Raw genomic sequence first — 25447 nt, forward strand, 5'->3', positions numbered from 1 at the left:
CCCCGTGCGAGTCGACGAGAAGGCGGGGCCGGAAGGAGCGATGACGCCCGAGCTGCCCCACACCGCCTCCGCGCTCGCCGTCGTCACCGTGAGCTACCACTCGCAGGGGGCGCTTCGCGAACTCGTCGGCTCCCTGGCCCGCAGCGAGCTCGTTCCCACCGCGACGATCGTGGTCGACAATGCCCGCGACGACGGCCTCGACCTGCCGACCCTCGACGGCCTCGAGGTCGTCGCGGCACCGACCAACCTGGGCTACGGCGGCGGCATCAACTTCGGCGCGCGGCGCCTGCCGCAGAGCGTCGAGTGGATTCTCATCACGAATCCCGACGTCACCTTCACCGAGCACGCGATCTCGACGCTCCTCGCCGTCGCGAGCGAGCAGCCGGATGCCGGCGCCGTCGGCCCCCGCGTTCTCGAGAGCGACGGTGAGACCTACCCCTCGGCGCGGGAGCTGCCGAGCCTGCGCACGGGCATCGGCCACGCCCTGTTCGCCAACGTGTGGCTCGGGAATCCCTGGACGCGCCGCTACCGCGGCGAGAACCGCGTCACGACCGGCACCTGGCGCGAGACGGGCTGGCTCTCGGGCTCGTGCCTCTTGGTGCGCCGCAGCGCCTTCGAGGCCATCGGCGGCTTCGACGAGAGCTACTTCATGTACTTCGAGGACGTCGACCTCGGCGCCCGGCTCGCGCAGGCGGGCTGGCGGAACCTCTACGTGCCCGGTGCGGTGGTCACTCACACCGGCGCGCACTCGACCACGAACCATGCCTCGGCGATGCGCAGAGAGCATCACCGCAGTGCGTACCTGTACCTGTCGCGGAAGTACTCGGCGCCCTATCTGTGGCCCCTGCGAATCGGCCTGAAGATCGCACTGTCGGTGCGCGCCCGATTCACGAGCCGCGGCTGAGCCCCGATAGTCTCGTGGCACCATGACGACCCTCCGCGTGATCGCCGACGACACCATCGCTCGCACGTCGACACAGCCGAGGATCAACGGCCTCACCCGCTACGCCGGCGAGCTGACCCGGGCGCTCATCGCCACCGCTCCCCCGGAATGCGACGTCGAGCTGATCGTCTCCCGCCGCCCCACGAGCGAGCTGGCCGCGTTCGAGAGCGCGTTCCCCGGCACCACCCGCACGACGGTGTCACGGCTGCCGCACGGCGCGCTGGCGAGCGCCTGGGCCAACGGCGTCCGGGTCGCCGCGGGCACCGGCATCCTGCACGCCCCGAGCCTGTTCGCCCCGCTCGTGCGCGGCGACCAGCACGTCGCGCGTCAGCTCGTCGTGACCGTCCACGACACGATCGCGTGGACGCACCCGGGCTCCCTCGACGACGCCGCCTGGGCGCGGCGGATGGCGCACCGGGCCGCGAAGCACGCCGACGCGATCGTGGTGCCGAGCCACGCCGTCGCCGCCGAGCTCGCCGAGCACGTGAACGTCGGCGAGCGCATCCGCGTCATCCCGGGCGCCACGAGCGCCGGCATCACGCTGCCCGACGACCCAGAGGTCCGCGCGAGCTGGCTGAAGCTCCCCGAGCGCTTCGTGCTGGCGTCCGGCTCGATGGACCCCCGCAGCGGCATCGACGCCCTCGTCGAGGCGGCGGCGCTGCCCGAGTTCCAGGACGTGCCCGTCCTGGTCGTCGGCGACGACGAGTGGCGCGGCCGCCGCATCACCGAGGCCGCGATGCTGGCCGGGCTGCCCGAGGGGCGGGTGCGCCCGCTCGGCACCGTCAGCGACAGCGACCTCGCCCTGCTGCTCACGCGCGCCGCGGCGTTCGTCGCCCCCAGCTACGCCGAGGGCTTCGGGCTCATGGCCCTCGAAGCGCTCGCATTCGGAACTCCGCTCGTGCACTCAGACGCCCCCGCGCTCGTCGAGCTGGCGAGCGGCGCCGGCTACCAGGTCGCGCGCTACGACGCCGGGTCGCGATATGCGGAGCGGCTCGCGGCCGCCGTCGGCACCGTGCTCGCCGGGGATGCCAGGGCCGAGGCGCTCGCCACCCTCGGGCGCGACCGCGCCAAGGCCTTCAGCTGGCGCGATTCCGGAGCGCGCGTCTGGCAGCTGCACGCCGAACTGTAGGCGTCAGCGGACCCCGTCGGGGTGCTGCACCTGAAGCAGCACGTCGTCCATGGTGGCGCCGATGCCGGCGGCGAGGGGGGTCAGCTCGCGGTGGTCGAGCTCGGGCCAGACGACCGACCTCATCCTCAGATCGAGCCCTTGCAGCGCCGCCTGCGCCGAGTAGCCGAGCATCGCGTTGGGCCGCCGCTTCTCGATCTGGCGGAACTGGCCGAGCAGATCGGCGATGCTCGTGCCCCGCCCCGAGCCGAGGATCTTCGTGACCCCGGTGCCCGGCGGGCAGCCGAGGAGCCGGTCGAGGGCATCGAGCAGCAGGCGCGCGCAGTCGTCGACGAAGATGTAGTCGCGCACCGTCTCGACGGGCACGAAGATCGTCGCGGGTTTCGGCGACAGCTGCGCCTTCGCCAGGTGCGAGATCAGACCCTGCAGTTTTCCGAGTTTCTGGCCGGGGCCGTACAGATTGGTGATCCGCCCGACCAGCACGCGGCATCCGCTCGCGGTGAGGCACACGGCGAGCTGTTCTGCGTCGAGCTTGAACCGGCCGTAGAGCGAGATCGGCGCCGGCTCGGTCTCTTCCGTGAACGGCGGGTTCGTCGACCCGCCGTAGACGCCGCCTGCCGACGACGAATAGAACAGGCATCCGCGCGCCAGCAGCTCAGCGTCGAAGACGGCGGCGACCCGCTCGCAGAAGAGGCGGAACTGCGCGAGTTCGCGCGCTACCTGCGCCGCGGTCGCCGCGGTCACGGCCGCGCCGGCGACCCAGACGATCGCCCAGTCCTCGCCCGCCGCCGCGCTCACCGCATCGCGGAGCGCCTCAAGACCTGCGTCCACCGCGGCGGCGAACGCGCCGTCATCGCCCCACGGCAGCCCTGGCTGCCGGATCAGGCGCCATCGCCGCCGCGGGTCGGCGTCGATGGCATGGGCCACCGCGCCGCCGAGCATGCCGCCCTGGCCGACGACCCATGCGATCGTCACCTGCGGCTGCCCGGCAGCGCCTTGCCCATGGGGCCGTCCGCCGGATCCGTGGTGATCAGGTACAGCGGCTTCCCCATCGCCATGTTCACCGACACGCCGATGTACTCCGCGATGACCCCCAGCGAGAACAGGATCGCGCCAGAGGTGATCGTGACGATGATCGTCGTCGACGCCCAGCCCGGCGGGGTGTTGTTGCCCGCCGCGGTCGCGATGAGCACCCAGATCGTGAGGGCGATGCCGAACGCGGCGAAGAGCACGCCGATGTAGCTCACGATGCGCAGGCCGCGCGTGCCGTTCGAGATCACGAGCCGCCAGAAATGGGAGAGCAGTCGTCGTAGGGAGTAGCCGGACTGCCGCCCGGCCCCCTCCTGCCGCAGCGTCGTCGGGCTCGTCGCCGTCGAGGACACGATCCAGCTCAGCGCGACGTCGAGGTAGACCCCGCTGCCGGCGTAGGCCGCGACGCTGCGCCCGATCGAGCCGACCACGAGCCGGAAGCTCTGGTAGTTCTTCGCGTTCGCGCTGCCGAGCAGCAGCGAGATGAGCGCCTTCGCCGACTTCGAGGCCAGGTTGCGCAGGAACCCGTGCGGCGCCTCGTTCACCGGTTTGGAGTAGACCAGCGGTGCCTGCTCGCGCAGGGCGGTGTCGAGCATGCCCGCGATGTCGGCCGGGTCGTGCTGGCCGTCCTCGTCGAGCGTGACGATCCAGTCGCCGGCCGACGACGACATGCCGGCGAGCGTGGCCGCGTGCTGCCCGTAGTTGCGGCTCAGCCAGATGGCGCGGGCGAACGGATGCTTCCCCTCGAGCTCCCTGATGACGCGGGCGGAGTCGTCGCGGCCGTTGTCATACGAGAACAGCACCTCTGAGACGACGAAGTGGTTCCCGTCGGGCGTGACGCTCTCTTCGGTCAGGGGCACGAGCTCCTCGGTCAGCGGCGCGAGGGTGTGCTCGCCGCCGTAGACCGGGATCACGACCGACACGGTGTGCAGATAGGGCCGTTCGTCGGAGGGCTGTTCCATAGCTCGTCTTCCCTCTGGGCTCACTTCGCCACGGCCGACGCAGTGCGATCGAGGAACCGCTGCGTGGCGTCTTCGGTGAACAGGATATTGGAGAGGCCCAGCTGAACCGTCTGCCCACTCGCCGGGATGGCCACCCTGAGCTGGGACTGGCCGGGTGCGAGGCTCAGACGCAGGCGCACGCTGCCCGTTCCGCCCGTGAGACGCACGGTCTGGTGGGAGCCATCGGGCAGCGTGAGCTGCACGGGGCCGGCGACGGCGGGCACCGTGCTCACCGTGAAGCTGAAGACGCCGTCGACCGTGCCGGAGCGCGGGTTCTCGAGGGTGAGGGCCGAGTCGGGCTTGTTCGACGCCCAGAGCTCGCGCGGGTTCGGCTTCGGCGTCGTCGTGAGCTGGAAGTCGGGCACCGGGTACGGCGTGACCGGCTCGATGACCGCCCGGCGCGTCGCGTCGAGCAGCGACGGCGGCACCTCGCCGCGCAGCTGCGACGCCAGCGGTCGCAGGTCGAAGGCGACCCAGCGGCTGCTCTCATCGCCGACCGCGCGCACCGCGGGCAGCGCCTGCAGACCCGTCACGAGCGCCCGCCCGCCGTCGTTGTACGCGTCACGGTCGACCAGGATGCCTGTCATGCCCGCCGCCGCCGCGAGCGCCGCGATCTGGGCGGGCGAGTGCCCTTCGAGCTCATCGGGCCAGTCTGCGATGGGGCGCCCCTTGATGCCGCCCGCCGTCCACCTGATGCCGGTCGTGTGCAGGAACGGGACGAGCTCGCTGGAGGCGAGCGTGCCGTTCGGCGACGAGTCCTCCGGGAAGCGGATGTACGGCAGCTGCAGGATCGTCGCATCGTCGGGGAACGCCTTCTGGAGCGAGGCGAAGTAGGCCCGGTCGCCGAGGAACGACGTCTGCGCGGCCTTCAGGCTCGTGGAGGCGTCGTAGGGCGTCTGGTCGATCAGTGCGATGCAGCCGATCAGCACCGCGGCGACGAGCGACACCCAGGCGGGCGCGACCGAGCGGTGGGGCGCGCGCCGCCGATTGGCGAGCCAGACGAGACCGCGCTGGATCAGCAGGCCGATGATGCCGAGGCACATGATCGCCATGACGATCGAGATCCGGTTCCAGCCGCGGATCACCGTGGTGACGAAGGAGATGAAGGTCGAGATCCCGCCCACGCTGCCGAGCAGGAATGCGAAGAAGGTCAGAGCGGAGAGGGCGATGAGGTTCTGGAACCAGGGCCGGGCGACGACATCGTCGCCGCGCCCCGCACGCAGGCGGCTCAGCACGAGGTAGGCGATGACCGCGAACGCCGCGACCAGCCCGGCCGCCGCGAGGCCGCCGAGCGCGGGGTGCTCGCTGATCATCGGGTAGCCGTTGTCGTAGGCCGCGCGCAGCCTGCGCAGGATGCCGATGTTGTGCCCCGACCAGGGCAGCACCAGCTGCGCCAGCTTGAAGGCATACAGCTCGGTGTCGCCGTGGCTGCGCTCGAGCGCTTGCAGCGCGGCGCCGTGGGTGCGCTGGAAGATCAGGTTCGGGGCGACGTTGATCAGCATCGTGACGACGACGACGGCGCCCGCGACGACCGCACCGCCGAAGCGGCGCCAATCGCGCCTGAGGATGAGGGCGACCACGCCCGCGAAGGCGAGCAGCAGCAGGAAGAACACGGAGTAGTACTGACTGGCCGTGGCGAGCAGCGCGGTGATTCCGACGACGGCCGCACCCCGACCGGTGAGCACCGCCAGCACCGGGTGAACCCCGGGACGCCTCGTGAACAGCGCTTCACCGCGCAGGACCCAGACGAGCACGACGACCGCGAGGGGCACCGGGAAATACTCGCCGAGATAGAGGTGCGACTCGCCGCGCTGGAAGTGGTACGGCGCGATCGCGTAGGCGACGGCGAGCGCCACGGCGAGCGCCCGGCCCACCCCGACCGTGCGCAGGAACCACGTCGCGGTGAGCGCGGCGAGCGGGAAGCCCAGCAGGAACACGACGTTGAAGACGACGACCCAGTCGTGGCTGAACAGCCCGACGACCTTCGCCATGATCAGCGTGAAGTTGTCCGCCTGCGGGAAGTCGTAGTAGAACTCGCCGGCGGGCGCGCCGAGTCGCGGCTCGAACTCGAACCAGCCCTGGGTCAGCACGGTGCTGATGTGCGCCGCACTCGCGATGGCGTCGCCCTGGTATTCGAACGGCACGCTCAGCTTGGCGTTCCACAGCCTCAGCCCGATGACGGCCGCGACGCAGCCCGCGACGAACGACCACGCGTAGACGACCCACTCGCGCCGCCACCACGCGAGAGCGGTCTCGCGCCTCAGAGTGCTCTCGCTCACGCCGCCGCCTTGCTCATCCGGCGGCGCAGGTACGCATAGGCGAGCCGGCGCAGAAGGGCCGTCTTCGTCGCGTTGAGATCGCCGATGCGGCGGTCGGCGGCACTGACGATCTCGGGATGCCGAGCGTGCATGTTCGCGTGGAAGTCGGCGGCCTGGCGGGACTGCTGTCGCATGAGCCGCACGCTCCACTGGGTGTCGCTCACGCGGAATCCGGCGAGAGACTCGTCGATCCCCACGAAGTCGCCCTGCAGCAGCACATTGGCGTAGCTCGCCTCGTCGATGAGATAGGGCGCCGCGTCGTCCCACCACCCGGCGCGCTCGAGAGCCTCGCGGCGCATGAGCACGCAGGCCGGCTCTCCGAGCAGGTTGGTGCCGGCGCGCACCGTGGCGCGGATCGCGTCGGCGCCGCGGTGAACGCCGACGAGACCCGCGAGGCCGCGCCCCGTGACGACCGGGGCGCCGTGGGCATCGATGACGTCCCGGCGGGATGCCGCGAGCACAGCACCCGGGTTCGCCTCGAGCGCCTCCACCTGCCGCGCGACGAGCTCGGGGTGCACGAGATCGTCCCCGCACACGAGCTTCACGTAGTCGCCGGTCGCAGCCTGGCTGACGCGGTCCCAGTTGGCCTTCGCGCCGCCGCCGGCCGGGGTGGGCGAGAGCACCCTGACGCGGTCGTCGGCGGCGGCATAGCGATCGAGAATCAGCTGGGTGCCGTCGCTCGAGGAGTGATCGGCGACGATCACCTCAAGCCGCTCGTAGCTCTGCGCCAGGACGGCGTCGAGGGTCTCGGCGAGATAGAGCTCGTTGTTGTAGGCGGGGATCACGATCGAGACGGTCGCGGTCACTCACGCCTCCTCTCTCTTGCGGCGGAACGAGAAGTCGCGGTGGCCGAAGAAGCTGATCATCGTGGTCACCAGCACGATGAGAGCCTGCGCGAGCAGCGGCTGCATGTGCAGGACGCCTGCGAGCAGGGTGAGCAGCACCGCGTTCACGCCGAGCGAGACGAGATAGACCGTCTCGAAGCGCGCAAGGTCGGTCCACAGGTGCCCGCGCACCCGGAAGACGAAGCGACGGTAGAGCACGAAGGCGCACAGCACGCTGAGCACGTGCGCGCACAGCAGAGTGAGCAGATAGTCGAAGCGCAGCGTGAAGCCCGCGATGGTCGCATGCCACGCGATGTTGCGGAAGAGCGCGTCGAAGAGCGCGAACCACAGGAATCCGATGACCGTGTTCGCCGTGCCGACGATCAGGAACGCGATGCGGTAGTCCTTGACGAGCCGCAGCATCAGCCCCGGCGCACCGCTCATCCCGGCAGGGGCGACGGGAACCGCTCCCGCCTCCTCAGGCGCCGACGGCTCGTCTCCCTGGTTGTGCATCGCGTGAATACTACCGGCGACGCACGTCGCGTTCGGTGACGGTGGCCGTCGCCGCGCCGGTCAGAGCCCGGCGATCAGCGCCCGGTTCTTCTCTTCGACGAGGGCCTCGAGCTCGCGGGCGTACTCCGCGACCTGCGCGCTGAGCTCGGCGTCGCCCGAGGCGAGGATCCGGGCGGCGTACAGCCCCGCGTTCGCCGCCCCGTTGATCGCCATCGTCGCGACCGGGATGCCGGCGGGCATCTGCACGATCGACAGCAGCGAGTCGAGCCCGTCGAGCCGCGCGAGCTGCACCGGCACGCCGATCACGGGCAGCGTGGTCACGGACGCGACCATGCCCGGCAGGTGAGCGGCGCCGCCTGCGCCCGCGATGATGACGCGGATGCCCCGCCCGGCCGCCTCCTTGCCGAAGGCCACCATCTTCTCGGGTGTGCGGTGCGCCGAGACGACCTGCACCTCGTAGGCGATGCCGAACCGGTCGAGCGACTCGGCAGCGGCCTTCATGGTCGGCCAGTCGCTGTCGGAGCCCATGATGATGGCGACCTGCGCCTCGGTCGTGTTGATCGCTGCCATGGAGCCCATCGTACGGACAGGCCCCGACCAGGGCCGAGCCGAGAAAGGCGGCTAGGCTCGATGCTCGATGTCTTCGCCGAACACCCTCGTCGCGGGAGCGCTCCGGCACCGGGCAGGTCGTCGCCCGTCATCCGGCCGCCCCGGCTTCCGACTCGATGTCCAGGGTCTGCGCGCACTCGCCGTGGGGTCGGTCACGCTCTACCACGCGCACCTTCCCGTTCTCACCGGCGGGTACGTCGGCGTCGACGTGTTCTTCGTCATCTCCGGCTTCCTCATCACCTCCCATCTGCTGCGCGACGTGCTCACCCGAGGGCGTCTGGACTTCGGCCGGTTCTACGCAAGACGTGCGCGCCGCATCCTTCCGGCGTCCTTCGCCGTGCTGCTGGCCACGCTGGTGGCGGCGGTCTTCGTCGTTCCCCCCGCTCAGCTGCGGCAGGTCGCGCACGACGCCGTCATGACCGCGCTGTACGTGCCGAACTGGGCGTACGCGGCAGGGGGAACCGACTACCTCGCCCAGTCCGACGCGCCGAGCCTGTTCCAGCACTACTGGTCGCTCGGGGTCGAGGAGCAGTTCTACCTCGTCTGGCCGCTGTTGCTCGTCGTCGCGTTCGCGCTCGTGCGCCGTCGGAAAACGCGGCTGGCCGGCGTGCTCGGCGCGATCGCAGTCGTCTCGTTCCTGCTGTGCGTCGTGCTGACCCGCACCAGCGAGCCCTGGGCGTTCTTCGGCCTGCACACGCGCGCGTGGGAGTTCGCGGCCGGCGGCCTCGTCGCCCTTCTTCTCAGCGGCCGCTGGCGGCTGCCGAGAAGTGCCGCGACCGTCGCGGGCTGGCTCGGCGCCGCAGCGCTCGCCTGGTCGCTGTTCGCCTTCACGGACGCGACGGAGTTCCCAGGAGCGGCGGCCGCCGTTCCCGTGCTCGGCACGGCGCTCGTCATCCTGGGCGGGGCGTCCGCACCGCCGCACGGCCCCGGCGCCCTGCTCAGCTGGCGCCCCGCGGTCTTCCTCGGCGAGATCTCCTACTCCCTCTATCTCGTGCACTGGCCTGTGCTCACGCTGGCGCAGGCCGCCGTGGGCGCGGAACACCCCCTGCGCATCCGCTACACGCTGCTGCTCGCGGTGCTGTGCGTGCCGCTCGCCTGGGTCCTCTACCGGTACGTCGAGAACCCCCTGCGACGCAGCGCCCGCCTGTCGGCGCTTCCGGCACGCACGACGCTCACCAGCGCCCTCGCGGGCTCGCTCGTGGCTGTCGTCGCCGCGGCGGGCGTGTTCGGGATCGCGGTCGCGGCCCCGACGAGCACCTCACGCACCGTCCGCCCGACGGCTGCGACGCTCAGCCCCGATGCGACCCCGTTCGTTCCGGCGAACCTGCAGCCGGCGCTGGACAAGGCGAGCACGGACAACCCCGCCGTCTACGCCGACGGATGCCACCTCGAGTTCTCGAGCACCGCGCCGCCGGGCGACTGCCGCTTCGGCACCAACGCCGCAGCCCCGCACGTTCTGCTTTTTGGCGACTCGCATGCCGCGCAGTGGTTCCCCGCGCTCGACGCGCTGGCCGACGACGGCGCCATCTCGCTGCAGTCCGTGACCAAGAGCGGCTGCCCGGCGGCGAGCATCTCGGTGGACTTCACGTCGCAGAGCGGCCCGATCGCCTACCCGCAGTGCGAGATCTGGCGGGACGCCATGCTGAAGCAGATCGCTGCGGATCCGCCGCAGCTGATCGTGCTCTCCGACGACAGCGCCCCGCCGCTGCCCGACGGCGGAACGCCGACGGCGGCGCAGTGGCAGCAGGCCGTGGCGCAGACGCTGTCGCGGCTGCCGCAGCAGTCGCGCGTGCTCGTGATCGGAGACACCCCGCTGCCCGGAACGCCCCCCTCCGCCTGCCTGTCGGCGCATCTCGATGACGCGGCGAGCTGCGCTCTCCCGAAGGCGACGGCCGTGCGCTCCGACTTCATCGCCGCCGAGCGGGCAGCCGCGAAGGCCGCTCATGCGCAGTTCGCCGACGTCGACGACTACCTGTGCAACGACACGTCCTGCCCCAGCATCATCTCGAACCGGCTGGTCTATCGCGACGGGTCGCATCTGACCGCGACGGCGGCGCGCAGCCTCGCCCCGGAACTGGGCAGGGCCGTGAGGGCAGCGCTCGGCTGAGCGGGCTCGGCTCAGCCCTCGAAGAAGGCTGCGGCCGCGCGAGCATCCGCCAGCACGGCGTCGAGGTCGGTGCCCGTCACCGTGACGTGCCCGACCTTGCGGCCCGGGCGGGACTCCTTGCCGTAGCCGTGCAGCTTGGCCGCGGGGTGCGCGGCCGCCACGGCCGGGTAGCGGTCCTGCAGGGTCTGGCCCACCGGGCCGCCCAGCACGTTGATCATGACCGCCCACGGCTCACGCGGGCGGGTCGAGCCGAGCGGCAGGTCGAGCACCGCGCGCAGGTGCTGCTCGAACTGGCTCGTGACGGCTCCGTCGATCGACCAGTGGCCGCTGTTGTGCGGGCGCATCGCGAGCTCGTTGACGAGAACGCGGCCGTCGCGCGTCTCGAACAGCTCGACCGCGAGCATGCCCGTGACCCCGACGCCCTCCGCGACCCGCACCGCGATGTCTCGGGCCACCTCGGCGACGGTCGACGCCGTGCCATCGGCTGCGCGCGCGGTGTCGGCGGCGGTCGGCGCGGGCGCGGTCACCTCGGCGCACACCCCGCCCTTCTGCACGGTCTCGACCACGGGGTAGGCGACGATCTCGCCCGACGGGCGACGCGCCACCTGCTGCGCGAGCTCGCGCACGAAGTCGACGAGCTCCTCGACGATCAGCGAGCCGCCGCGGCCGTCCTCCTCAAGGGCGATGAACCAGTCATCCGCCCCGTTCTTGTCGTCGACGACGCGCACGCCCTTGCCGTCGTAGCCGCCGCGCGCGGTCTTCACGACCGCACGGCCGCCGTGCGACTCGAGGAACGCGCCGAGCTCGTCGGCGTTCGAGATCGCGGCCCAGTCGGGCGACGGCAGCCCGAGCTCGGTGATCTTCTGGCGCATCAGCAGCTTGTCCTGCGCATAGAGCAGCGCATCCGGGCCCGGGTGCACAGTAATCCCGGCGTCGACGAGCGCGTGCAGCACGTGCTGCGGCACGTGCTCGTGGTCGAAGGTCACGACGTCGACCGTGCGGGCGAACGCGAGCACGGTGTCGAGATCGCGGTAGTCGCCCACCCCCGTCGCGGCGAGCTCGGCAGACATCCCCGGCGCCTCTTCGAGCACCTTGATGGTGAGGCCCAGCGAAACGGCGGGCGGGATCATCATGCGGGCGAGCTGACCGCCGCCGATCACTCCGACAGTGCTCTTCATGCTCTTAACGCTATCGGTCGGCCGCGATCGGTCAGCGCCCGTCCCACACGGTCGTCTGACGCGTGATCGTCGGCGACTGCATCACCTGCCGCTGAGCCGTCTGCAGGCTCGCGGCATTCTCCATCAGATCGTGCAGCGCGACCTGCACCGTGCGCGCCTTGGGGATGTCGGCGAGGACGAGCACCGTCTCGCCCGAGACCGTGATGCGCAGATTCCCCGAGCCGAACATCACCTGCAGCGGCCCGCGCGACAGCTCGACCTCGTAGCCGCGCAGGTGAAGCAGCTCCTGCCTGCGGCGCACGAAGAAGCCGCGACGCACCACGATGCGCCGCGTCGTGATGATGTACCGCTTCGACAGCCACGAGAAGTACGGCAGCAGGAAGAACAGCAGCACGAGCAGCGCCGCGGCGAGCATCACGGCGTAGTGCGCCCAGCTCGCGGGGAAGCGCTCGGCGAAGTATCCGTAGGCACCGCTGACGAGGATCAGCGCGATCGACGGCCAGAACAGCACCCGTGCGTGCGGGCGCAGGCGAGCGACCACCCGCTCAGGCGGGGGCGCGGGGACCTCGGGGGCCGCCGCCGTGCGCGGGGCTACCGGTCGGGCCATGTGCCCATTAATACCGCAGGTGCGTCACGTCTCCCGCCGCCACCGCCGTGGGTCCGGCATCCGTTATCACCATGAGACGTCCCTCGGTGTCGAGGCCCGTCGCGTGCGCCGTCACGAACGTGCCGTCAGGCAGCTCGATGCGCACGTCGCGGCCGACGGTCGCGCACTCGCGCTCGATGAGCGAGCGGATGCCCGAGCCCTCGGCGTCCCCCCGCGCGTTCGCCAGCTCGTACGTCAGCACCCGCAGCTCGCCGAGGTAGGCCGCGAGGATCGCATCCGGGTCCGGCGTCTCGACCCCCGCGAGCCGCAGCGAGGTCGCGGTCTCGACGGGCAGCTCGTCGGCGGCGATCGTGACGTTGAGGCCCGCGCCGACGACGACGGCCGAGGCGTCGGGCAGCAGCTCGGCGAGGATCCCGCAGACCTTCCGCCCGGCGATCAGCACGTCGTTCGGCCACTTGAGCTCGACGCCGCGCGCGCCTGCGGCGTCGACCGCGCGCTTCATGGCCACGCCGGCGATGAGCGGCAGCCAGCCGAACGCGCCGACTGGCAGGCTGCCCGGCAGCTCGTCGGGGCGCAGCAGAACGGAGACGGCGAGGCTCGTCCCGGGCGGCGCGCTCCACTGCCGATCGAGGCGGCCTCGCCCGGCGGTCTGCTCATCGGTGAGCAGCACGGACAGGTGGGGCCAGTCGGCCGGTGCGGCGGATGCCTGCTCGACGAGGTCCTTGTTGGTGGAGCCTGTGCTCGGCACGACCACGAGCCGCGAGGCGACCGAGCGGGCGAGCGGCAGCTCAGAAAGAGTCACGCCTCATTCTCCCGCGGCGCGCTCGCCGAAGGGTGCCGCCGGGAGCCTTCGCTGCGCGGATTCCTCACGGCGCATTCGCCGAAGGGTGCCCACGTGAGGCTTGCACGCGGCGGTCGACCGTCGCCGCACCCCTCGGCGAGGCATCCGTCAACCGCGCCAGCCCTTGAGGACGAGCGCCTCGCGCGTCATCCGCTCGACGTCCGCCTCGGTGTGGTGCTTGCGGACCCTGATCACGGTCCACCCCGCGAGGACCAGCTTGTTGTACCTGTCGACGTCGATGCCCGACCACCGATCCCCATGCCACCGCTCGCCTTCGTACTCGATGACGACCTTGTAGCGCCGATAGACGAGATCTCCGATCGCGATCTGCTTTCCGTCGGAGCTGTAGATGCGCGCGTTGCGCTCGGGCTCGGGCAGTCCCGCCCGCAGAATCACCAGTCGCACCCAGGTCTCTCGCGGCGACCACACGTTCTCGCGCAGCTGAGGAAGCGCCTCACGCAGCTTCCGGACGCCCCGCCCTGCGCCGTACGCGGTCAGCGCGCGCTCGAGATGACGCCTCGTCGTGAGCATCACCGGCTTCTCCGACAGCATCCGATCACCCGCCGTGATCAGCTCGTCGACGGTGAGAACGGATGCCAGCTCACACCAGAGCTCGGCCGGTACTCGCACGCGGTGGCCGAACATCGAGGTCGTCTCGGCCGCGGCCGCCTTGTGGCCCACGACGAACGTGCCGCGCGGGAGAAAATCACCCGGTGCCGTGACATGCACCTCGAGCCGCTCGAGCCTGTTCGGCAGGGGAACGCCGATGATCCGAGCTGCAGTCGGGCCGCTGAAGAACCAGCCGCGCGGAAGCTTCGCGCGATAGCAGTCGCACAGGATCGAGAACTGAGCGTCGGCATCCGCGCCGTCGAGCAGCGCTCGCGGCACGCGCACCGGTCGAGGGCCTGACCGCGCGAGCGCCCCGATTGAGGAGAGTCGGCTCGGGGCGCACCCTGTGCTGGGCGAGTCCACACCGTCGCGGGAGGCGAGCGCTCGCCGAAGGGTGCCCACGTGAGGCTTGCACGCGGCGATCGACCGTCGCCGCACCCCTCGGCGGGGCATCCGCATCGGGCATCCGTAATCGCTAACGATCTCGCGCGCCTTTGTAGGAAATCCTCAACGCAGCGCGCCGGAAGTGCGCGGGTAGGGTGAAAAGCGTGACCGAAGACGCCACTTCGCCCGAGCCCGAGCCCGCGATTGCGACCGAGACAGAGGGTCCCGACCTCGCGACCACCGCCGGCCGCATCGCCGACCTCAAGTCCCGCTACCACGAGGCTGTGACCGTCAAGGAGGAGGCGAGCGCTGCCAAGCAGCACTCGAAGGACAAGCTGACGGCTCGCGAGCGCCTCCTCAACCTGCTCGACCCCGGCACCTTCGTCGAGTTCGACGAGTTCGTGCGCCACCGCTCGACGGGCTTCGGCCTCGAGGCGAAGCGCCCGTTCGGCGACGCCGTCATCACGGGCGTCGGCGCCATCGACGGCCGCCAGGTCGCCGTCTTCAGCCAGGACTTCACGACCTTCGGCGGCTCGCTCGGCGAGGTCGCGGGCGAGAAGATCATCAAGGTCATGGACCACGCCCTCAAGACGGGTTCGCCCATCATCGGCATCCTCGACTCGGGCGGCGCCCGGATTCAGGAGGGCGTCGTCGCCCTCGGCAAGTACGCCGAGATCTTCCGCCGCAACACGGCGGCCTCCGGCGTCATCCCGCAGATCTCGATCGTCGTCGGGCCGGCCGCGGGTGGCGCCGTGTACTCCCCCGCCCTGACCGACTTCGTCATCATGGTCGACAAGACGAGCCACATGTTCGTCACCGGCCCCGATGTGATCAAGACGGTCACCGGCGAGGACGTCGGCTTCGAGGAGCTCGGCGGCGCGCTCACCCACAACAAGCTCTCGGGCGTCAGCCACTACCTCGCGACCGACGAGGCCGATGCGCTCGACTACGCGCGCAACCTGCTGAGCTACCTGCCCGACAACAACCTCACCGACGCGCCGGTCTACGACGTCGAGCCCGAGCTCGAGATCACGGATGCCGACCAGGAGCTCAACGCCCTGATCCCGGATTCCCCGAACCAGCCGTACGACGTGACGCGCGTGATCGAGCACATCGTCGACGACGGCGAGTTCCTCGAGATCCAGCCGCTGTTCGCCCCGAACATCGTGATCGGCTTCGGCCGCGTCGAGGGCCGCTCGGTCGGCATCATCGCGAACCAGCCGAACGCGATGGCCGGCACCCTGAACATCGACGCGGGCGAGAAGGCGGCGCGCTTCGTGCGCTTCTGCGACTCGTTCTCGATCCCGATCGTCACCCTCGTCGACGTGCCCGGCTACCTGCCCGGAACCGACCAGGAGTGGACGGGCGTCATCCGCCGCGGCGCCAAGCTGCTCTACGCCTACGCCGAGGCGACCGTTCCGCTCGTCACGATCATCACGCGGAAGGCCTATGGCGGCGCCTACATCGTCATGGGCTCGAAGCAGCTCGGCGCCGACATCAACCTCGCGTGGCCGACGGCCGAGATCGCGGTGATGGGCGGCCAGGGCGCGGTGAACATCCTGTACCGCTCGCAGATCTCGGATGCCCGTGAGCGCGGCGAGGACGTGCAGGCGCTTCGCCAGAAGCTCGCGAGCGACTACGCCTACGAGGTCGCCTCGCCGTACCTCGCCGCCGAGCGCGGCGCCCTCGACTCGGTCATCGAGCCCGCCGCCACTCGCACCGCGATCATCAAGGCGCTGCGTTCGCTGCGCACCAAGCGCGCGTCGATGCCGCCGAAGAAGCACGGGAACATCCCCCTGTGAGCGGAACGACACTGTGAGCGGAACGACACTGTGAGCCCCAAGCACCGCGCCGAGATCGCGGGCGACGCAGTGGCCCCTGTCGAGCCCGCGGCGGTCGACATCCGCTTCGTGACGACGGGTCTCTCGCCCGAGGAGGTCGCCGCCGCGACCGCCGTGCTGACGGCGGCGCTTCAGCAGCAGGCGCAGTCCGCCGCCGCACGCCCGAGCGAGCCGCCCCGCTCTGAGTGGGCGCGCTCGACCCGCGGCCTGCGCCGCCCGCTGCGCGGCGACTGGCGCGGCTTCACGGCAGAGGGCCTGTAGCCGCAGCGGAGCGCCCGACGCTCAGGCGCCGCATGGGACGATTGACGGATGCCCGCACGCCAGCCCCGCCGCCGCCCTCAGCGCCCCGCCGCCGCCCCGCACCCCGCCGTCGGCACCGAGCTCGAGCTCGAGGTGACCGGCGTCGCCCACGGCGGCGTCATGGTCGCCCGGCACGAGGGCCGCGTCGTGTTCGTCGCCGACGCGATCCCCGGCGAGCGCGTGCGCGCCCGCGTCACCGAGGCGAAGAAGTCCTTCTGGCGCGCCGACACCGTCGAGGTGCTCGAGGCGAGCCCGCACCGCCGCGAGCATGTCTGGGCCGAGGCATCCGTGACGCGCGACCCGGAAGGCCGCGCGGGCGGCGCCGAGTTCGGCCACATCGAGCTCGCGCATCAGCGCGAGCTGAAGCGGCAGGTCGCCACAGACGCCCTCACCCGCATGGCCGGCATCGACCCCGGCACCGACTTCGCGGTGCAGGCACTGCCCGGCGACGACGAGCGCCACGGCACCGGCTGGCGCACGCGCGTGCGACTGCAGGTGGCCGCCGACGGCACCGTCGGCCCCTTCGCCGCGCGCTCGCACACCGTCATCCCCGTCTCGTCGCTGCCTCTGGCCGCCGAGGCGATCGCCGAGATCGCTCCCCTCGCCACGCGCTTCGGCGATGCGGCATCCGTCGACCTCATCGCGCCCTCGCAGGGGCGCCCGCTCTCGATCGTCACGACGCGCGACGGCGCCGTGCCCTCCCTCGCGCCGATCGTCGAGAAGGTGGGCGATCGCGAATTCGCACTCGATGCCCTCGGCTTCTGGCAGGTGCATCGCGAGGCCGCGGCGACGCTCACGGCCGCCGTCCAGCGCGCCGTCGACGCCGACGAGTTCGACCCGCGCGCCGCGAACCTCGATCTCTACGGCGGGGTCGGCCTGCTCGCCGCCGCTGTCGGAGACCGCTTCGGGCAGGCCACGCGCATCACCAGCGTCGAGTCCTACGAGCCGGCGACCGATTTCGCCGCCCGCAACCTCTCCGACTGGGTCGGCGCTCGCGCGATCACCGCGCGCGTCGAGCGCTTCGTGCAGCGCCTCGCCGACGACGCGACCGCCGTCGAGCGCGGGCGCCAGCGCGCAGCCACCGTCGTGCTCGACCCGCCGCGCTCGGGCGCGGGCAAGGCGGTCGTCGACGAGCTCGTGCGCACCGCCCCCGCTCAGCTCGTCTACGTCGCGTGCGACCCGGTCGCCTTCGCACGGGATGCTGCACTCTTCGGCGAGGCCGGTTACGGCATCCGCTCGCTCGAGGCCTTCGACCTGTTCCCGAACACGCACCACGTCGAGCTTGTGGCGCGCCTCAGCAGATAGACGCCCGGCTACAGTTGCCTGCATGGTGACAGTGGCGATCGTCGACGATCACGAGTCCGTGCGGCTCGGGCTGCGGGCCGCCTGCGGGGACGCCGGCTTCACGGTGACCGGTGAGGCGGCGACGGTCGATGAGCTGCTGCCGCAGCTCGCCGGCGCCCCCGCCGACATGGTCGTGCTCGACCTCTCGCTCGGCGACGGATCGAGCGTGACCGACAACGTCCGGCGGCTGCAGGATGCCGGCAGCGCGGTGCTCGTGCACTCGATCGCCGACCGGGTGCAGGCCGTCCGCGAGGCGCTCGCGGCGGGGGCTGCGGGCGTCATCCCGAAATCGGCGCCGACCGGCACGGTCATCGACGCGATCCGCACGGTGGCCGAGGGCGGGGTGCTCAACAACCTCGAGTGGGCGAGCGCGATCGACGCCGACAACGATTTCGCGCGGGCCAAGCTCGGCCAGCGCGAGCGCGACGTGCTGCACCTCTACGCCTCGGGCCTGCCGCTCAAGGCCGTGGCGAGCGAGCTCGGCATCGCGCATTCGACGGCGCGCGAGTACCTCGACCGCGTACGCGTGAAGTACGTGGAGATCGGCCGCCCGGCGCCCACCAAGGTCGACCTGCTGCGGCGCGCCGTCGAGGACGGCATTCTGCCGGGTCTCGCCACCGACACCACGGGCGATGACCGGCGCTGACGCCCCGCACGGCCCGGCGCCCGCGCTCGGGTTCGAGCCGCCGCCCGCGCCGAGCCCGCTGCCGCCCGCGCCGCGCTCGCCGCTGACGCAGGCGCGCATCGAGACGATGGTGTCGCGCGCGATCGTGCTGTTCGGCGTGGTCTTCGGCGTCCTCGTCATCCCCACCCTGGTGAGCCAGCAGCAGCGCGTGCACCAGCCGCTCGGCTGGATCCAGGCCATCGCGCTGTGCGTCTGCCTGCTGTGGGCGGTGGCCGGAGCGATCTCGCAGCGCGGCGTCGGGGCCGCGACCACCGCGTTCGCCGGGGTGTACCTCATCGTGCTGGCGCTGTGGCCGCTGACCGCCGAGGGCACCGACGTCGACGGCACCCCCTGGCTGTGGACGCTCTGCACCGTCGCATCGGCCTACGCCGCGGTGCGCCTGCCGCTCTGGGTGGCCGCGGTCTACGCCCTCGCCGCTCCGGCGCTGTTCGGCCTGATCCTCTGGAGCGTCACCGACGGGCGGCAGTGGGACATCGCGCTGCTCGACGCGCTCTATGCGGCGATCGTCGGCAGCGTGATCCTCACGATCGCGTGGATGCTGCGCACCGCGGCGGGCGTCGTGGACACCGCCCAGCGCGCCGCGCTCGACGGCTATGAGCGCGGCCTGCGCGAGCACCTCGGCGAAGCCGAGCGCGTCGAGGTCGACGCGCTCGTGCACGACAGCGTGCTGACGACCCTGCTCGCGGCGGCGAACGCGCGCACGCCAGAGGCGAAGCGGCTCGCGGCGCGCATGGCGGCCGACGCGCTCGGCCACCTGTCGTCGACGAAGCCGGCGCCGAGCGCCGCGCCGGAGGGCCTGACGGATGCCTCGAGCCTCGCTGCCGGCATCCGCGCTGCCGCCGCCTCCATTCCCCATGCGCCGCGCTTCCACAGCTACGGTGAGCTCGCCGTCGCGCTGCCCGTGAGCGTCGCCGAGGCGCTGCACGCGGCGACGGTCCAGGCGATGCTGAACAGCTCACAGCACGCCGGCGGCGCCGAGGTCGCGCGCTCGGTCACCTTCATCGGGCTCGGCGCGGCGGGCGCCGACGGCCTGCGCATCCAGATCGTCGACAACGGCGCGGGCTTCGACCTGGCGGACGTCGCACCGCGGCGTCTCGGCCTCGCGACGTCGATCGTCCAGCGCGTCGAGGTCGCCGGCGGCGCGGCACGGGTCGACTCGGCGCGGGGCCGCGGCACGACGATCACGCTGACGTGGCCCGCAGGCGACCGACCGCGCACGCGGGCCGCCGGCCCGGAAGAGGCGGCGACGTGATCGCCCCCTCGCGCGTCGTCATCCTGCTGCTCGCCGCGCTGTTCTCGGCCTACCACATCGTGCTCGGGCTGTCGGCGCTCGAGGTGCCGCGGTCGCCGTGGCCGACTCTCTGGTCGCTCGCGGCCTTCGCGACGGCGATCACGCTCAGCCTGCTGCGCCCCGCCGTTCGCGTGCTGCCTGCCTGGGTCGCGCTGTTCGATCTCGCGGTGTCGATCGCCGTTCCCATCGCCGTCTCGTCTCAGCTCGACCCGAGCCGGCCCAACGGCTACGCCACGTGGTACGTCGCCGCGATCGGCACCCTGCTCACGATCGTCATGGTGCGCGGGCGGGATGCCTGCGCCTGGATCGGCATCGCCTTCCTGTCTGTGTTCACCATCTGGTGGGCGGGGTTCGACTCGCTCGGCGATCTCGGCGTGGTCGGCTCGATCGTGTGGGTCGTCGCGGCGAACGTCGTGATGTACGCGGTGACCAAGACCGGCGAGGATGCCGAGCGCTTCGCCGCCGTCGAGCGGAAAGCCTCCGAGTGGCGCGCCGCTTACGACGCGCACGTGGTCGAGCGGCGGCGGCGCCTCGAGCACACCTACACCCTCGCCGAGCCGCTGCTGACCGAGATCGTGCGCTCGGGCGGCGAGCTGAGCGAGGAGCAGCGCGTCGAGTGCCTGCTGCTCGAGGCGACGATGCGCGACGAGATCCGCGGGCGCGGTCTGCTCAACGACGCGGTGCGGCGCGTGGTGACGGCCGCGCGGCGGCGGGGCGCGGCGGTCAGCCTGCTCGACGAGGGCGGGCTGGACGAGCTCGACGACGCCCGGCGCGACCGCATGCTCACGCGCCTCGCCGATGCGATCGCGGGCGCGGATGCGGACACGCTCATCGTGCGCACGGTGCCGCGTGCGGAAGAGGTGTCGGTCACCGTGGTGGGCCTGCGGCACTCCCCCGACGACGATGACAGCGACGTGACGCTGCGGCTCGAGCTGAAGGGCTGACGGAGCTCGGCTGCGCCCTGAGCGCGGGCGAACCGCGGCGGGAACCACCAGGCTTGCGGTGGGGGCGGAACCCCGCCCCCACCGGAAGCCTCGAGTCGGAACGACAACCCGAATGTCGTTCCGACTCCCCCCAATGGCACTCGCCCTGCATACCCTTATCGGCGAATGATCGGACAGCCTCTGCTGAAGAGAGTCGCTGTACGTTACCCATGGTCCCCATAGACACACGTATAGAACAGTCGGCTCTTAGGGGGACACGAGGGGGACCACGGGGTTTCGTAGGCTGAGGCCCATGCGCCTGTATCTCGCGTCGACATCGCCCGCCCGACTCTGGCTGCTGCGCAACGCGGGCATCGAACCCGTCGTCGTGCCCTCCCACGTCGACGAGCCGGCCGCCGTCGCCGCCGCGGAGGCCGAGCGCGCCGCCTCGGGCGAGCCGAGCCGGCTCGGGGCAGCGGAGATGGTGCAGCTGCTCGGCCGCGCCAAGGCCGAGGCGGTCGCGGGCAGCGCGGTCGACGAAGCGCCGATCGACGGCATCGTCGTCGGCTGCGACAGCGCGTTCGAGATCGACGGCGTCATCTACGGCAAGCCGCACCTCGCCGACGTCGCGACCGAGCGCTGGCACGGCCAGCGCGGCCGCACCGGCGTCCTGCACTCGGGCCATTGGGTCATCGACCACCGCGGCGGCACGGCGAACGCCGCCGTGGGCGCGGTGGCTCGGGCATCCGTCTCGTTCGTCCCCGACATGACGGACGCCGAGATCGACGCGTATGTCGCAAGCGGCGAGCCCCTGCAGGTCGCAGGCGCCTTCACGATCGACAGTCTCGGCGGCGCCTTCATCGAGAAGATCGACGGCGACCCGTCGACCGTGGTCGGCATGTCCCTTCCGACGCTGCGCCGGCTCGTGCGCTCACTCGGCGTCGAGTGGACCGAGCTGTGGAACCGCGCCGGCGCGTCCTGAGCGCCCGTCACCCCTCTGGGCTGATCTCACAAAGCCCTCCGGGGAGTTTTGTTCATGCCATCCAAATGCCCCTCCATCGAGCTTCGTAGGCTGGTGGGGTGCCCCGTATCTCAAAAGTCCTGATCGCCAACCGTGGCGAGATCGCCGTTCGAGTCATCCGCGCAGCAAAGGACAGTGGGATCGGATCGGTCGCCGTCTACGCCGACCAGGATCGGGACGCCCTGCACGCCCGCCTCGCCGATGAGGCCTATGCCCTCGGCGGCACCACGAGCGTCGAGACCTACCTCGTCATCGACAAGCTGCTCGCCGTCGCGCGCCGCTCGGGAGCGGACGCCGTCCACCCCGGCTACGGCTTCCTCGCCGAGAACGCCGACTTCGCCCGCGCGGTCATCGACGCCGGCCTGATCTGGATCGGCCCGAGCCCCGAGGCCATCGAGCGCCTGGGCGACAAGGTCAGCGCACGCCACGTGGCCGAGATCGCCGGCGCGCCGATGGCGCCCGGCACTCTGAACCCGGTCGCGGGGCCCGACGAGGTGCTCGCCTTCGCCGACGAGCACGGGCTTCCCGTCGCCATCAAGGCCGCGTTCGGCGGCGGCGGCCGCGGCCTCAAGGTGGCCCGCACGCGCGAGGAGATTCCCGAGCTGTTCGACTCGGCGACCCGCGAGGCCGTCGCGGCATTCGGCCGCGGCGAGTGCTTCGTCGAGAAGTACCTCGACAAGCCGCGGCACGTCGAGACTCAGTGCCTGGCCGACGCGCACGGCAACGTCGTGGTCGTCTCGACCCGCGACTGCTCGCTGCAGCGGCGTCACCAGAAGCTCGTCGAGGAGGCGCCCGCGCCGTTCCTCACCGACGCGCAGCGCGACGAGCTGTACCGCGCGTCGAAGGCGATCCTCAAGGAGGTCGGCTACCTCGGCGCCGGCACCTGCGAGTTCCTCATCGGGCAGGACGGCACCGTCAGCTTCCTCGAGGTGAACACGCGACTGCAGGTCGAGCACCCCGTCTCTGAGGAGGTCACGGGCATCGACCTCGTGCGCGAGCAGTTCCGCCTCGCCGAGGGCGGCGTGCTCGACTACCCGGACCCCGAGCCGCGCGCCCACTCCTTCGAGTTCCGCCTGAACGGCGAGGATGCCGGCCGGAACTTCATGCCGGCGCCCGGCCCCGTGCACGTCTTCACTCCGGCTTCGGGCCCCGGCGTCCGCGTCGACTCCGGTGTGCGGGCCGGCGACGAGATCTCCGGCGCCTTCGACTCCCTGCTCGCCAAGCTCGTCGTGACGGGCGCGACCCGCGAAGAGGCTCTCGAGCGCTCGCGCCGCGCGCTCGACGAGTTCGAGGTGGCCGGCCTTCCGACCGTCCTGCCGTTCCACCGCGCCATCGTGCGCGACCCCGCGTTCGCCCCCGAGAACGGTGAGCCGTTCAGCATCTACACCCGCTGGATCGAGACGGAGTGGGCGGGCGGCATCGAGCCCTGGAGCGGTGCCGCAGAGGCGCCGCGCGAGGCCGAGGAGCGGCAGAGCGTCGTGCTCGAAGTGCAGGGGAAGCGCGTCGAGGTGACGCTGCCGGCGAAGCTGCTTTCCGCCGCCCCGGCGGCGCGGTCGACCGGCGCCGCCCCGAGGCGCGCGACGGGCGGCCGCGGCTCCGCGGGCGGCGTTCCCGTGGCATCCGGCACCGCGATCACCGCGCCCATGCAGGCGACGGTCGTGAAGATCGCCGTCGAAGAGGGCGCCGAGGTCGCCAAGGGCGATCTCGTCGTCGTGCTCGAGGCGATGAAGATGGAGCAGCCGCTCGTCGCACACCGCGACGGCCGCGTCGAGGGCATCAACGCCACGGTCGGCGCGACGGTCTCGAGCGGGACGCGCCTGCTCAGCATCGTCTAGCCGCGACCGCGGCCAGAAGCCGGTTTCCCAGACTTCCGGCTAGGATTCTCGCGACGCGCCCGAGCGTCGCGAAAGGGGAGCCGTGCCTCGTCTGGCCCGCACGACGTTCATCACCGGGGCCGCAGCCCTGCTCGTGCTCGCCGGCGCGCTCGTCGCCGAGCCTGCGCTGGCCGCATCGCCGTCGGCGCCGCACCCGAGCTGGGCCCAGGGCTTCGACGTGAGCACGGGGACCGCTTCCGACATCGACGCCGGCGTGAAGGCCGGCGCGAAGTTCGTCTTCATCAAGGCGATCGAGACCGATGACAAACTCGGCAACATCTCGAACCCCGACTTCGCCGCCCTGTGGAAAGAGGCCGGCGCGAAGGGGATCTCTCACGGGGCGTACGCCGTCGCGGACATGGGCGACGGCAAGGGCGACTGGGCCAGCTCTCACCAGGGCGGCACCGACTTCGTCAACAAGGTGAAGTCGTCGATGGCCGGAAAGGCCTATGTTCTGCCGCCGGTGATCGATCTCGAGGCCGGTGCGACGACCACGTGCTGGGTCACCACGGACGCCAAGTGGAACAAGAGCCTGGCGGCCAATCAGAAGCTCATGGTGACGTGGATCAAGACCTACATCCAGATGGTCACGTCGGGCCTCGGGCGAACGCCGATCGTCTACACGAGCCAGAGCTGGTGGAAGACCTGCACGGGCAACAGCAGCGCCATCGCGCCGCTCGCCAAGCTCTGGGTCGCGAACTACAACACCTCGCCCGGCAGCCCCGCGATGCCCGGAGGCTGGGGCGCCTGGACCTTCTGGCAGTGGAACGGCGGCACCGCCACCGGAACGGGGACGTTCCCCGGTGACCAGGACGTGCTGGACACGACCATTGCGGGCCTGAACCAGTACGTGACACCGTTCGCCAGCGCCCCGACGCCGACCATCTCGGGCACGGCGAAGACGGGCCGGGTGCTGACCTTCGCCAACCTGAGCTCGTGGCAGTCCAACGCTGCGAGCCTGAGCTGGACCTGGTACCAGAACGGCTCAGCCATCAGCGGCAGTGCCGACAAGGCCTCGATCACCATGACCGGCGCCCAGTACAACCACACCATCTCTCTCAAGGTGACAGCCAAGAAGTCCGGTTACGTCACGACGACGAAGGCGTCTGCCGCGACGGGCAAGGTCGTGGCGAGCGGGCTGACCGTCGGAAAGCCCGTGATCACGGGAACCGCCCAGGTGGGCCATCAGCTGCTGATCAGCACCGGCACCTGGACGGCCGGCACGAAGTTCGCCTACCAGTGGTACTCGAACGGCGCGGCGATCAAGGGCGCGACGACCTCTCACTTCACGCCGTCGGCGTCGTATGCGGGGAAGAAGATCACGGCGAAGGTCACCGGGTCGCAGACCGGCTACACCACGGCGAGCGCGATGACGAACACCCGCGGCCCGCTGCTGCCCTAGTCGTCGCGCGGCGCGAGCCGCACGAGCTGCACGCTGATGCGGTGCGCCATCGCCTCCACCGAGTCGCGCCCGGTCAGCGGCGTGCCGAGCCAGCCGCTCAGCAGCCAGACGATCCCGCCTGAGACGATGACGACGCTGTCGCGGATCTCCTCGGACTCGGGGTCCGCCACGGACTGCAGCAGGGGCGAGCGCTCGAGGATGCGCCGGGCCACCAGGTCGACCGCGGCGTTCACCGCCGAGCCCGAGCGCGGGCCGTGCAGCACACGGCGGTAGAAGGCCCGGTGGGCCGCGAGGTGCTCGAGCAGCTGTCGCACGACGGGCTCGACGCGGGCGAGACCGTCACCGGCATCCGCTGAGACGGGCTGATACCGCTCGAACTCGGTGTCGAGGCGTGTCACGGCCGCGGCGCGCGCGAGCTCGGCGAGGTCGCCGAAGTGCTGGTAGAACGTGGGCCGCGTGACCCCCGCCGCTGCGACGACCTGCGTGATGGACAGGGCGTCGAGGTCGTGCGCGTCGAGCAGCTCGGTGGCCGCCGCGACCAGCGCGCGCTTGGAGCGCGCTGCACGCGGATCATCGGTCGCGGCATCCATTCGCTCATCCTTTCAGCTTTCAAGCTTTACAAGTGTAAGATAGACCCTCGCGAGCTAATTTACATCTGTAAATCAGCGTGGAGAGGG

General features: G+C 71.3%; 22 protein-coding genes and 1 pseudogene. 12 read left to right on the forward strand and 11 right to left on the reverse strand.

Annotated elements, in window-relative coordinates; all coding sequences use genetic code 11:
• Positions 1-4 precede the first annotated feature (4 nt).
• Positions 5-904 (forward strand): glycosyltransferase family 2 protein, encoded by a 900-nt coding sequence (locus tag ABD716_RS06835; protein WP_344775154.1) that lies wholly within the window; start codon positions 5-7, stop codon positions 902-904.
• Positions 905-926: 22 nt separating this feature from the next.
• A complete protein-coding gene (locus ABD716_RS06840) occupies positions 927-2072 on the forward strand; it encodes a glycosyltransferase family 4 protein (protein WP_344775156.1) in 1146 nt (381 codons plus the stop codon).
• Between the two features lie 3 nt (positions 2073-2075).
• Here ABD716_RS06840 and ABD716_RS06845 read toward each other — a convergent pair whose 3' ends face one another.
• From ABD716_RS06845 to purE, 6 genes are read right to left on the reverse strand one after another with little or no spacing between them, the layout of a single operon-like run.
• Entirely contained in the window at positions 2076-3044 is a 969-nt protein-coding gene (locus ABD716_RS06845; RefSeq protein WP_344775158.1) for an NAD-dependent epimerase/dehydratase family protein, read from the reverse strand.
• Positions 3041-4060, reverse strand: coding sequence for a glycosyltransferase (locus tag ABD716_RS06850; RefSeq protein WP_344775160.1), 1020 nt, complete (start codon positions 4058-4060; stop codon positions 3041-3043). Before ABD716_RS06850 ends, ABD716_RS06845 begins: the two co-directional genes overlap by 4 nt.
• Before the next feature lie 20 nt (positions 4061-4080).
• Positions 4081-6378 carry a hypothetical protein gene (locus ABD716_RS06855; RefSeq protein WP_344775162.1) on the reverse strand — a complete coding sequence of 766 codons (2298 nt, stop codon included), beginning with the start codon at positions 6376-6378 and terminating at the stop codon, positions 4081-4083.
• Positions 6375-7223 carry a glycosyltransferase family 2 protein gene (locus ABD716_RS06860; protein ID WP_344775164.1) on the reverse strand — a complete coding sequence of 283 codons (849 nt, stop codon included), beginning with the start codon at positions 7221-7223 and terminating at the stop codon, positions 6375-6377. Before ABD716_RS06860 ends, ABD716_RS06855 begins: the two co-directional genes overlap by 4 nt.
• Positions 7224-7754, reverse strand: a complete 531-nt coding sequence (locus ABD716_RS06865; RefSeq protein WP_344775166.1) for a GtrA family protein — start codon at positions 7752-7754, stop codon at positions 7224-7226.
• A gap of 60 nt (positions 7755-7814) precedes the next feature.
• Complete coding sequence (purE, locus tag ABD716_RS06870) at positions 7815-8324, reverse strand: 5-(carboxyamino)imidazole ribonucleotide mutase (RefSeq protein WP_425553397.1); 510 nt, start codon at positions 8322-8324, stop codon at positions 7815-7817.
• Positions 8325-8391: 67 nt separating this feature from the next.
• On the opposite strand from purE, the gene ABD716_RS06875 reads away from it, so the two are divergent.
• On the forward strand, positions 8392-10470 hold the full coding sequence (locus ABD716_RS06875; protein WP_344775170.1) for an acyltransferase family protein: 2079 nt from the start codon (positions 8392-8394) through the stop codon (positions 10468-10470).
• An 11-nt stretch (positions 10471-10481) separates the two neighbouring features.
• On the opposite strand, the pseudogene ABD716_RS06880 reads toward ABD716_RS06875, so the two are convergent.
• The 4 genes and pseudogenes from ABD716_RS06880 to ABD716_RS06895 all read right to left on the reverse strand — a co-directional run.
• Positions 10482-11651, reverse strand: a pseudogene (locus tag ABD716_RS06880) (5-(carboxyamino)imidazole ribonucleotide synthase); the annotation flags it as partial.
• A 28-nt stretch (positions 11652-11679) separates the two neighbouring features.
• Entirely contained in the window at positions 11680-12255 is a 576-nt protein-coding gene (locus ABD716_RS06885; RefSeq protein WP_344775172.1) for a PH domain-containing protein, read from the reverse strand.
• Between the two features lie 7 nt (positions 12256-12262).
• Positions 12263-13057, reverse strand: a complete 795-nt coding sequence (locus tag ABD716_RS06890; protein WP_344775174.1) for a biotin--[acetyl-CoA-carboxylase] ligase — start codon at positions 13055-13057, stop codon at positions 12263-12265.
• 147 nt (positions 13058-13204) lie between these two features.
• Entirely contained in the window at positions 13205-13984 is a 780-nt protein-coding gene (locus ABD716_RS06895; RefSeq protein WP_344775176.1) for a hypothetical protein, read from the reverse strand.
• A gap of 269 nt (positions 13985-14253) precedes the next feature.
• Here ABD716_RS06895 and ABD716_RS06900 point away from each other — a divergent pair, with 269 nt between their 5' ends.
• From ABD716_RS06900 to ABD716_RS06940, 9 genes are all read left to right on the forward strand, one after another.
• Positions 14254-15891 carry an acyl-CoA carboxylase subunit beta gene (locus tag ABD716_RS06900; RefSeq protein ID WP_425553399.1) on the forward strand — a complete coding sequence of 546 codons (1638 nt, stop codon included), beginning with the start codon at positions 14254-14256 and terminating at the stop codon, positions 15889-15891.
• 30 nt (positions 15892-15921) lie between these two features.
• A complete protein-coding gene (locus ABD716_RS06905; RefSeq protein ID WP_344775178.1) occupies positions 15922-16191 on the forward strand; it encodes an acyl-CoA carboxylase epsilon subunit in 270 nt (89 codons plus the stop codon).
• A gap of 48 nt (positions 16192-16239) precedes the next feature.
• Positions 16240-17535: a class I SAM-dependent RNA methyltransferase gene (locus tag ABD716_RS06910; RefSeq protein WP_344775180.1), complete on the forward strand. Its 1296-nt coding sequence runs from the start codon at positions 16240-16242 to the stop codon at positions 17533-17535.
• 22 nt (positions 17536-17557) lie between these two features.
• On the forward strand, positions 17558-18220 hold the full coding sequence (locus tag ABD716_RS06915) for a response regulator transcription factor (RefSeq protein ID WP_344775182.1): 663 nt from the start codon (positions 17558-17560) through the stop codon (positions 18218-18220).
• Complete coding sequence (locus tag ABD716_RS06920) at positions 18207-19511, forward strand: sensor histidine kinase (protein WP_344775184.1); 1305 nt, start codon at positions 18207-18209, stop codon at positions 19509-19511. The genes ABD716_RS06915 and ABD716_RS06920 overlap by 14 nt, the downstream gene beginning before the upstream one ends.
• Entirely contained in the window at positions 19508-20494 is a 987-nt protein-coding gene (locus tag ABD716_RS06925; RefSeq protein WP_344775186.1) for a hypothetical protein, read from the forward strand. Before ABD716_RS06920 ends, ABD716_RS06925 begins: the two co-directional genes overlap by 4 nt.
• A 292-nt stretch (positions 20495-20786) precedes the next feature.
• The gene (locus ABD716_RS06930) at positions 20787-21455 is read left to right on the forward strand and encodes a Maf family protein (RefSeq protein ID WP_344775188.1); all 669 of its coding nucleotides are present in this window, start codon (positions 20787-20789) and stop codon (positions 21453-21455) included.
• Between the two features lie 98 nt (positions 21456-21553).
• Positions 21554-23329: an acetyl/propionyl/methylcrotonyl-CoA carboxylase subunit alpha gene (locus tag ABD716_RS06935; protein WP_344775190.1), complete on the forward strand. Its 1776-nt coding sequence runs from the start codon at positions 21554-21556 to the stop codon at positions 23327-23329.
• Positions 23330-23411: 82 nt separating this feature from the next.
• Complete coding sequence (locus tag ABD716_RS06940; RefSeq protein WP_344775192.1) at positions 23412-24770, forward strand: GH25 family lysozyme; 1359 nt, start codon at positions 23412-23414, stop codon at positions 24768-24770.
• On the opposite strand, the gene ABD716_RS06945 is transcribed toward ABD716_RS06940, so the two are convergent.
• Positions 24767-25360, reverse strand: coding sequence for a TetR/AcrR family transcriptional regulator (locus tag ABD716_RS06945; RefSeq protein WP_344775194.1), 594 nt, complete (start codon positions 25358-25360; stop codon positions 24767-24769). The genes ABD716_RS06940 and ABD716_RS06945 overlap by 4 nt on opposite strands.
• Between the last annotated feature and the right edge of the window lie 87 nt (positions 25361-25447).

Source organism: Gryllotalpicola kribbensis, assembly GCF_039538245.1.
Taxonomy (GTDB): domain Bacteria; phylum Actinomycetota; class Actinomycetes; order Actinomycetales; family Microbacteriaceae; genus Gryllotalpicola; species Gryllotalpicola kribbensis.

Bases quoted from the DNA above. Each gene is read 5' to 3' on its own strand.
- ABD716_RS06875 (WP_344775170.1), top strand. From the start codon at position 8,392: ATGTCTTCGCCGAACACCCTCGTCGCGGGAGCGCTCCGGCACCGGGCA.
- ABD716_RS06910 (WP_344775180.1), top strand. From the start codon at position 16,240: ATGCCCGCACGCCAGCCCCGCCGCCGCCCTCAGCGCCCCGCCGCCGCC.
- ABD716_RS06865 (WP_344775166.1), bottom strand. From the start codon at position 7,754: ATGCACAACCAGGGAGACGAGCCGTCGGCGCCTGAGGAGGCGGGAGCG.
- ABD716_RS06840 (WP_344775156.1), top strand. From the start codon at position 927: ATGACGACCCTCCGCGTGATCGCCGACGACACCATCGCTCGCACGTCG.
- ABD716_RS06920 (WP_344775184.1), top strand. From the start codon at position 18,207: ATGACCGGCGCTGACGCCCCGCACGGCCCGGCGCCCGCGCTCGGGTTC.
- ABD716_RS06885 (WP_344775172.1), bottom strand. From the start codon at position 12,255: ATGGCCCGACCGGTAGCCCCGCGCACGGCGGCGGCCCCCGAGGTCCCC.
- ABD716_RS06915 (WP_344775182.1), top strand. From the start codon at position 17,558: ATGGTGACAGTGGCGATCGTCGACGATCACGAGTCCGTGCGGCTCGGG.
- ABD716_RS06850 (WP_344775160.1), bottom strand. From the start codon at position 4,060: ATGGAACAGCCCTCCGACGAACGGCCCTATCTGCACACCGTGTCGGTC.
- purE (WP_425553397.1), bottom strand. From the start codon at position 8,324: ATGGCAGCGATCAACACGACCGAGGCGCAGGTCGCCATCATCATGGGC.
- ABD716_RS06930 (WP_344775188.1), top strand. From the start codon at position 20,787: ATGCGCCTGTATCTCGCGTCGACATCGCCCGCCCGACTCTGGCTGCTG.
- ABD716_RS06945 (WP_344775194.1), bottom strand. From the start codon at position 25,360: ATGGATGCCGCGACCGATGATCCGCGTGCAGCGCGCTCCAAGCGCGCG.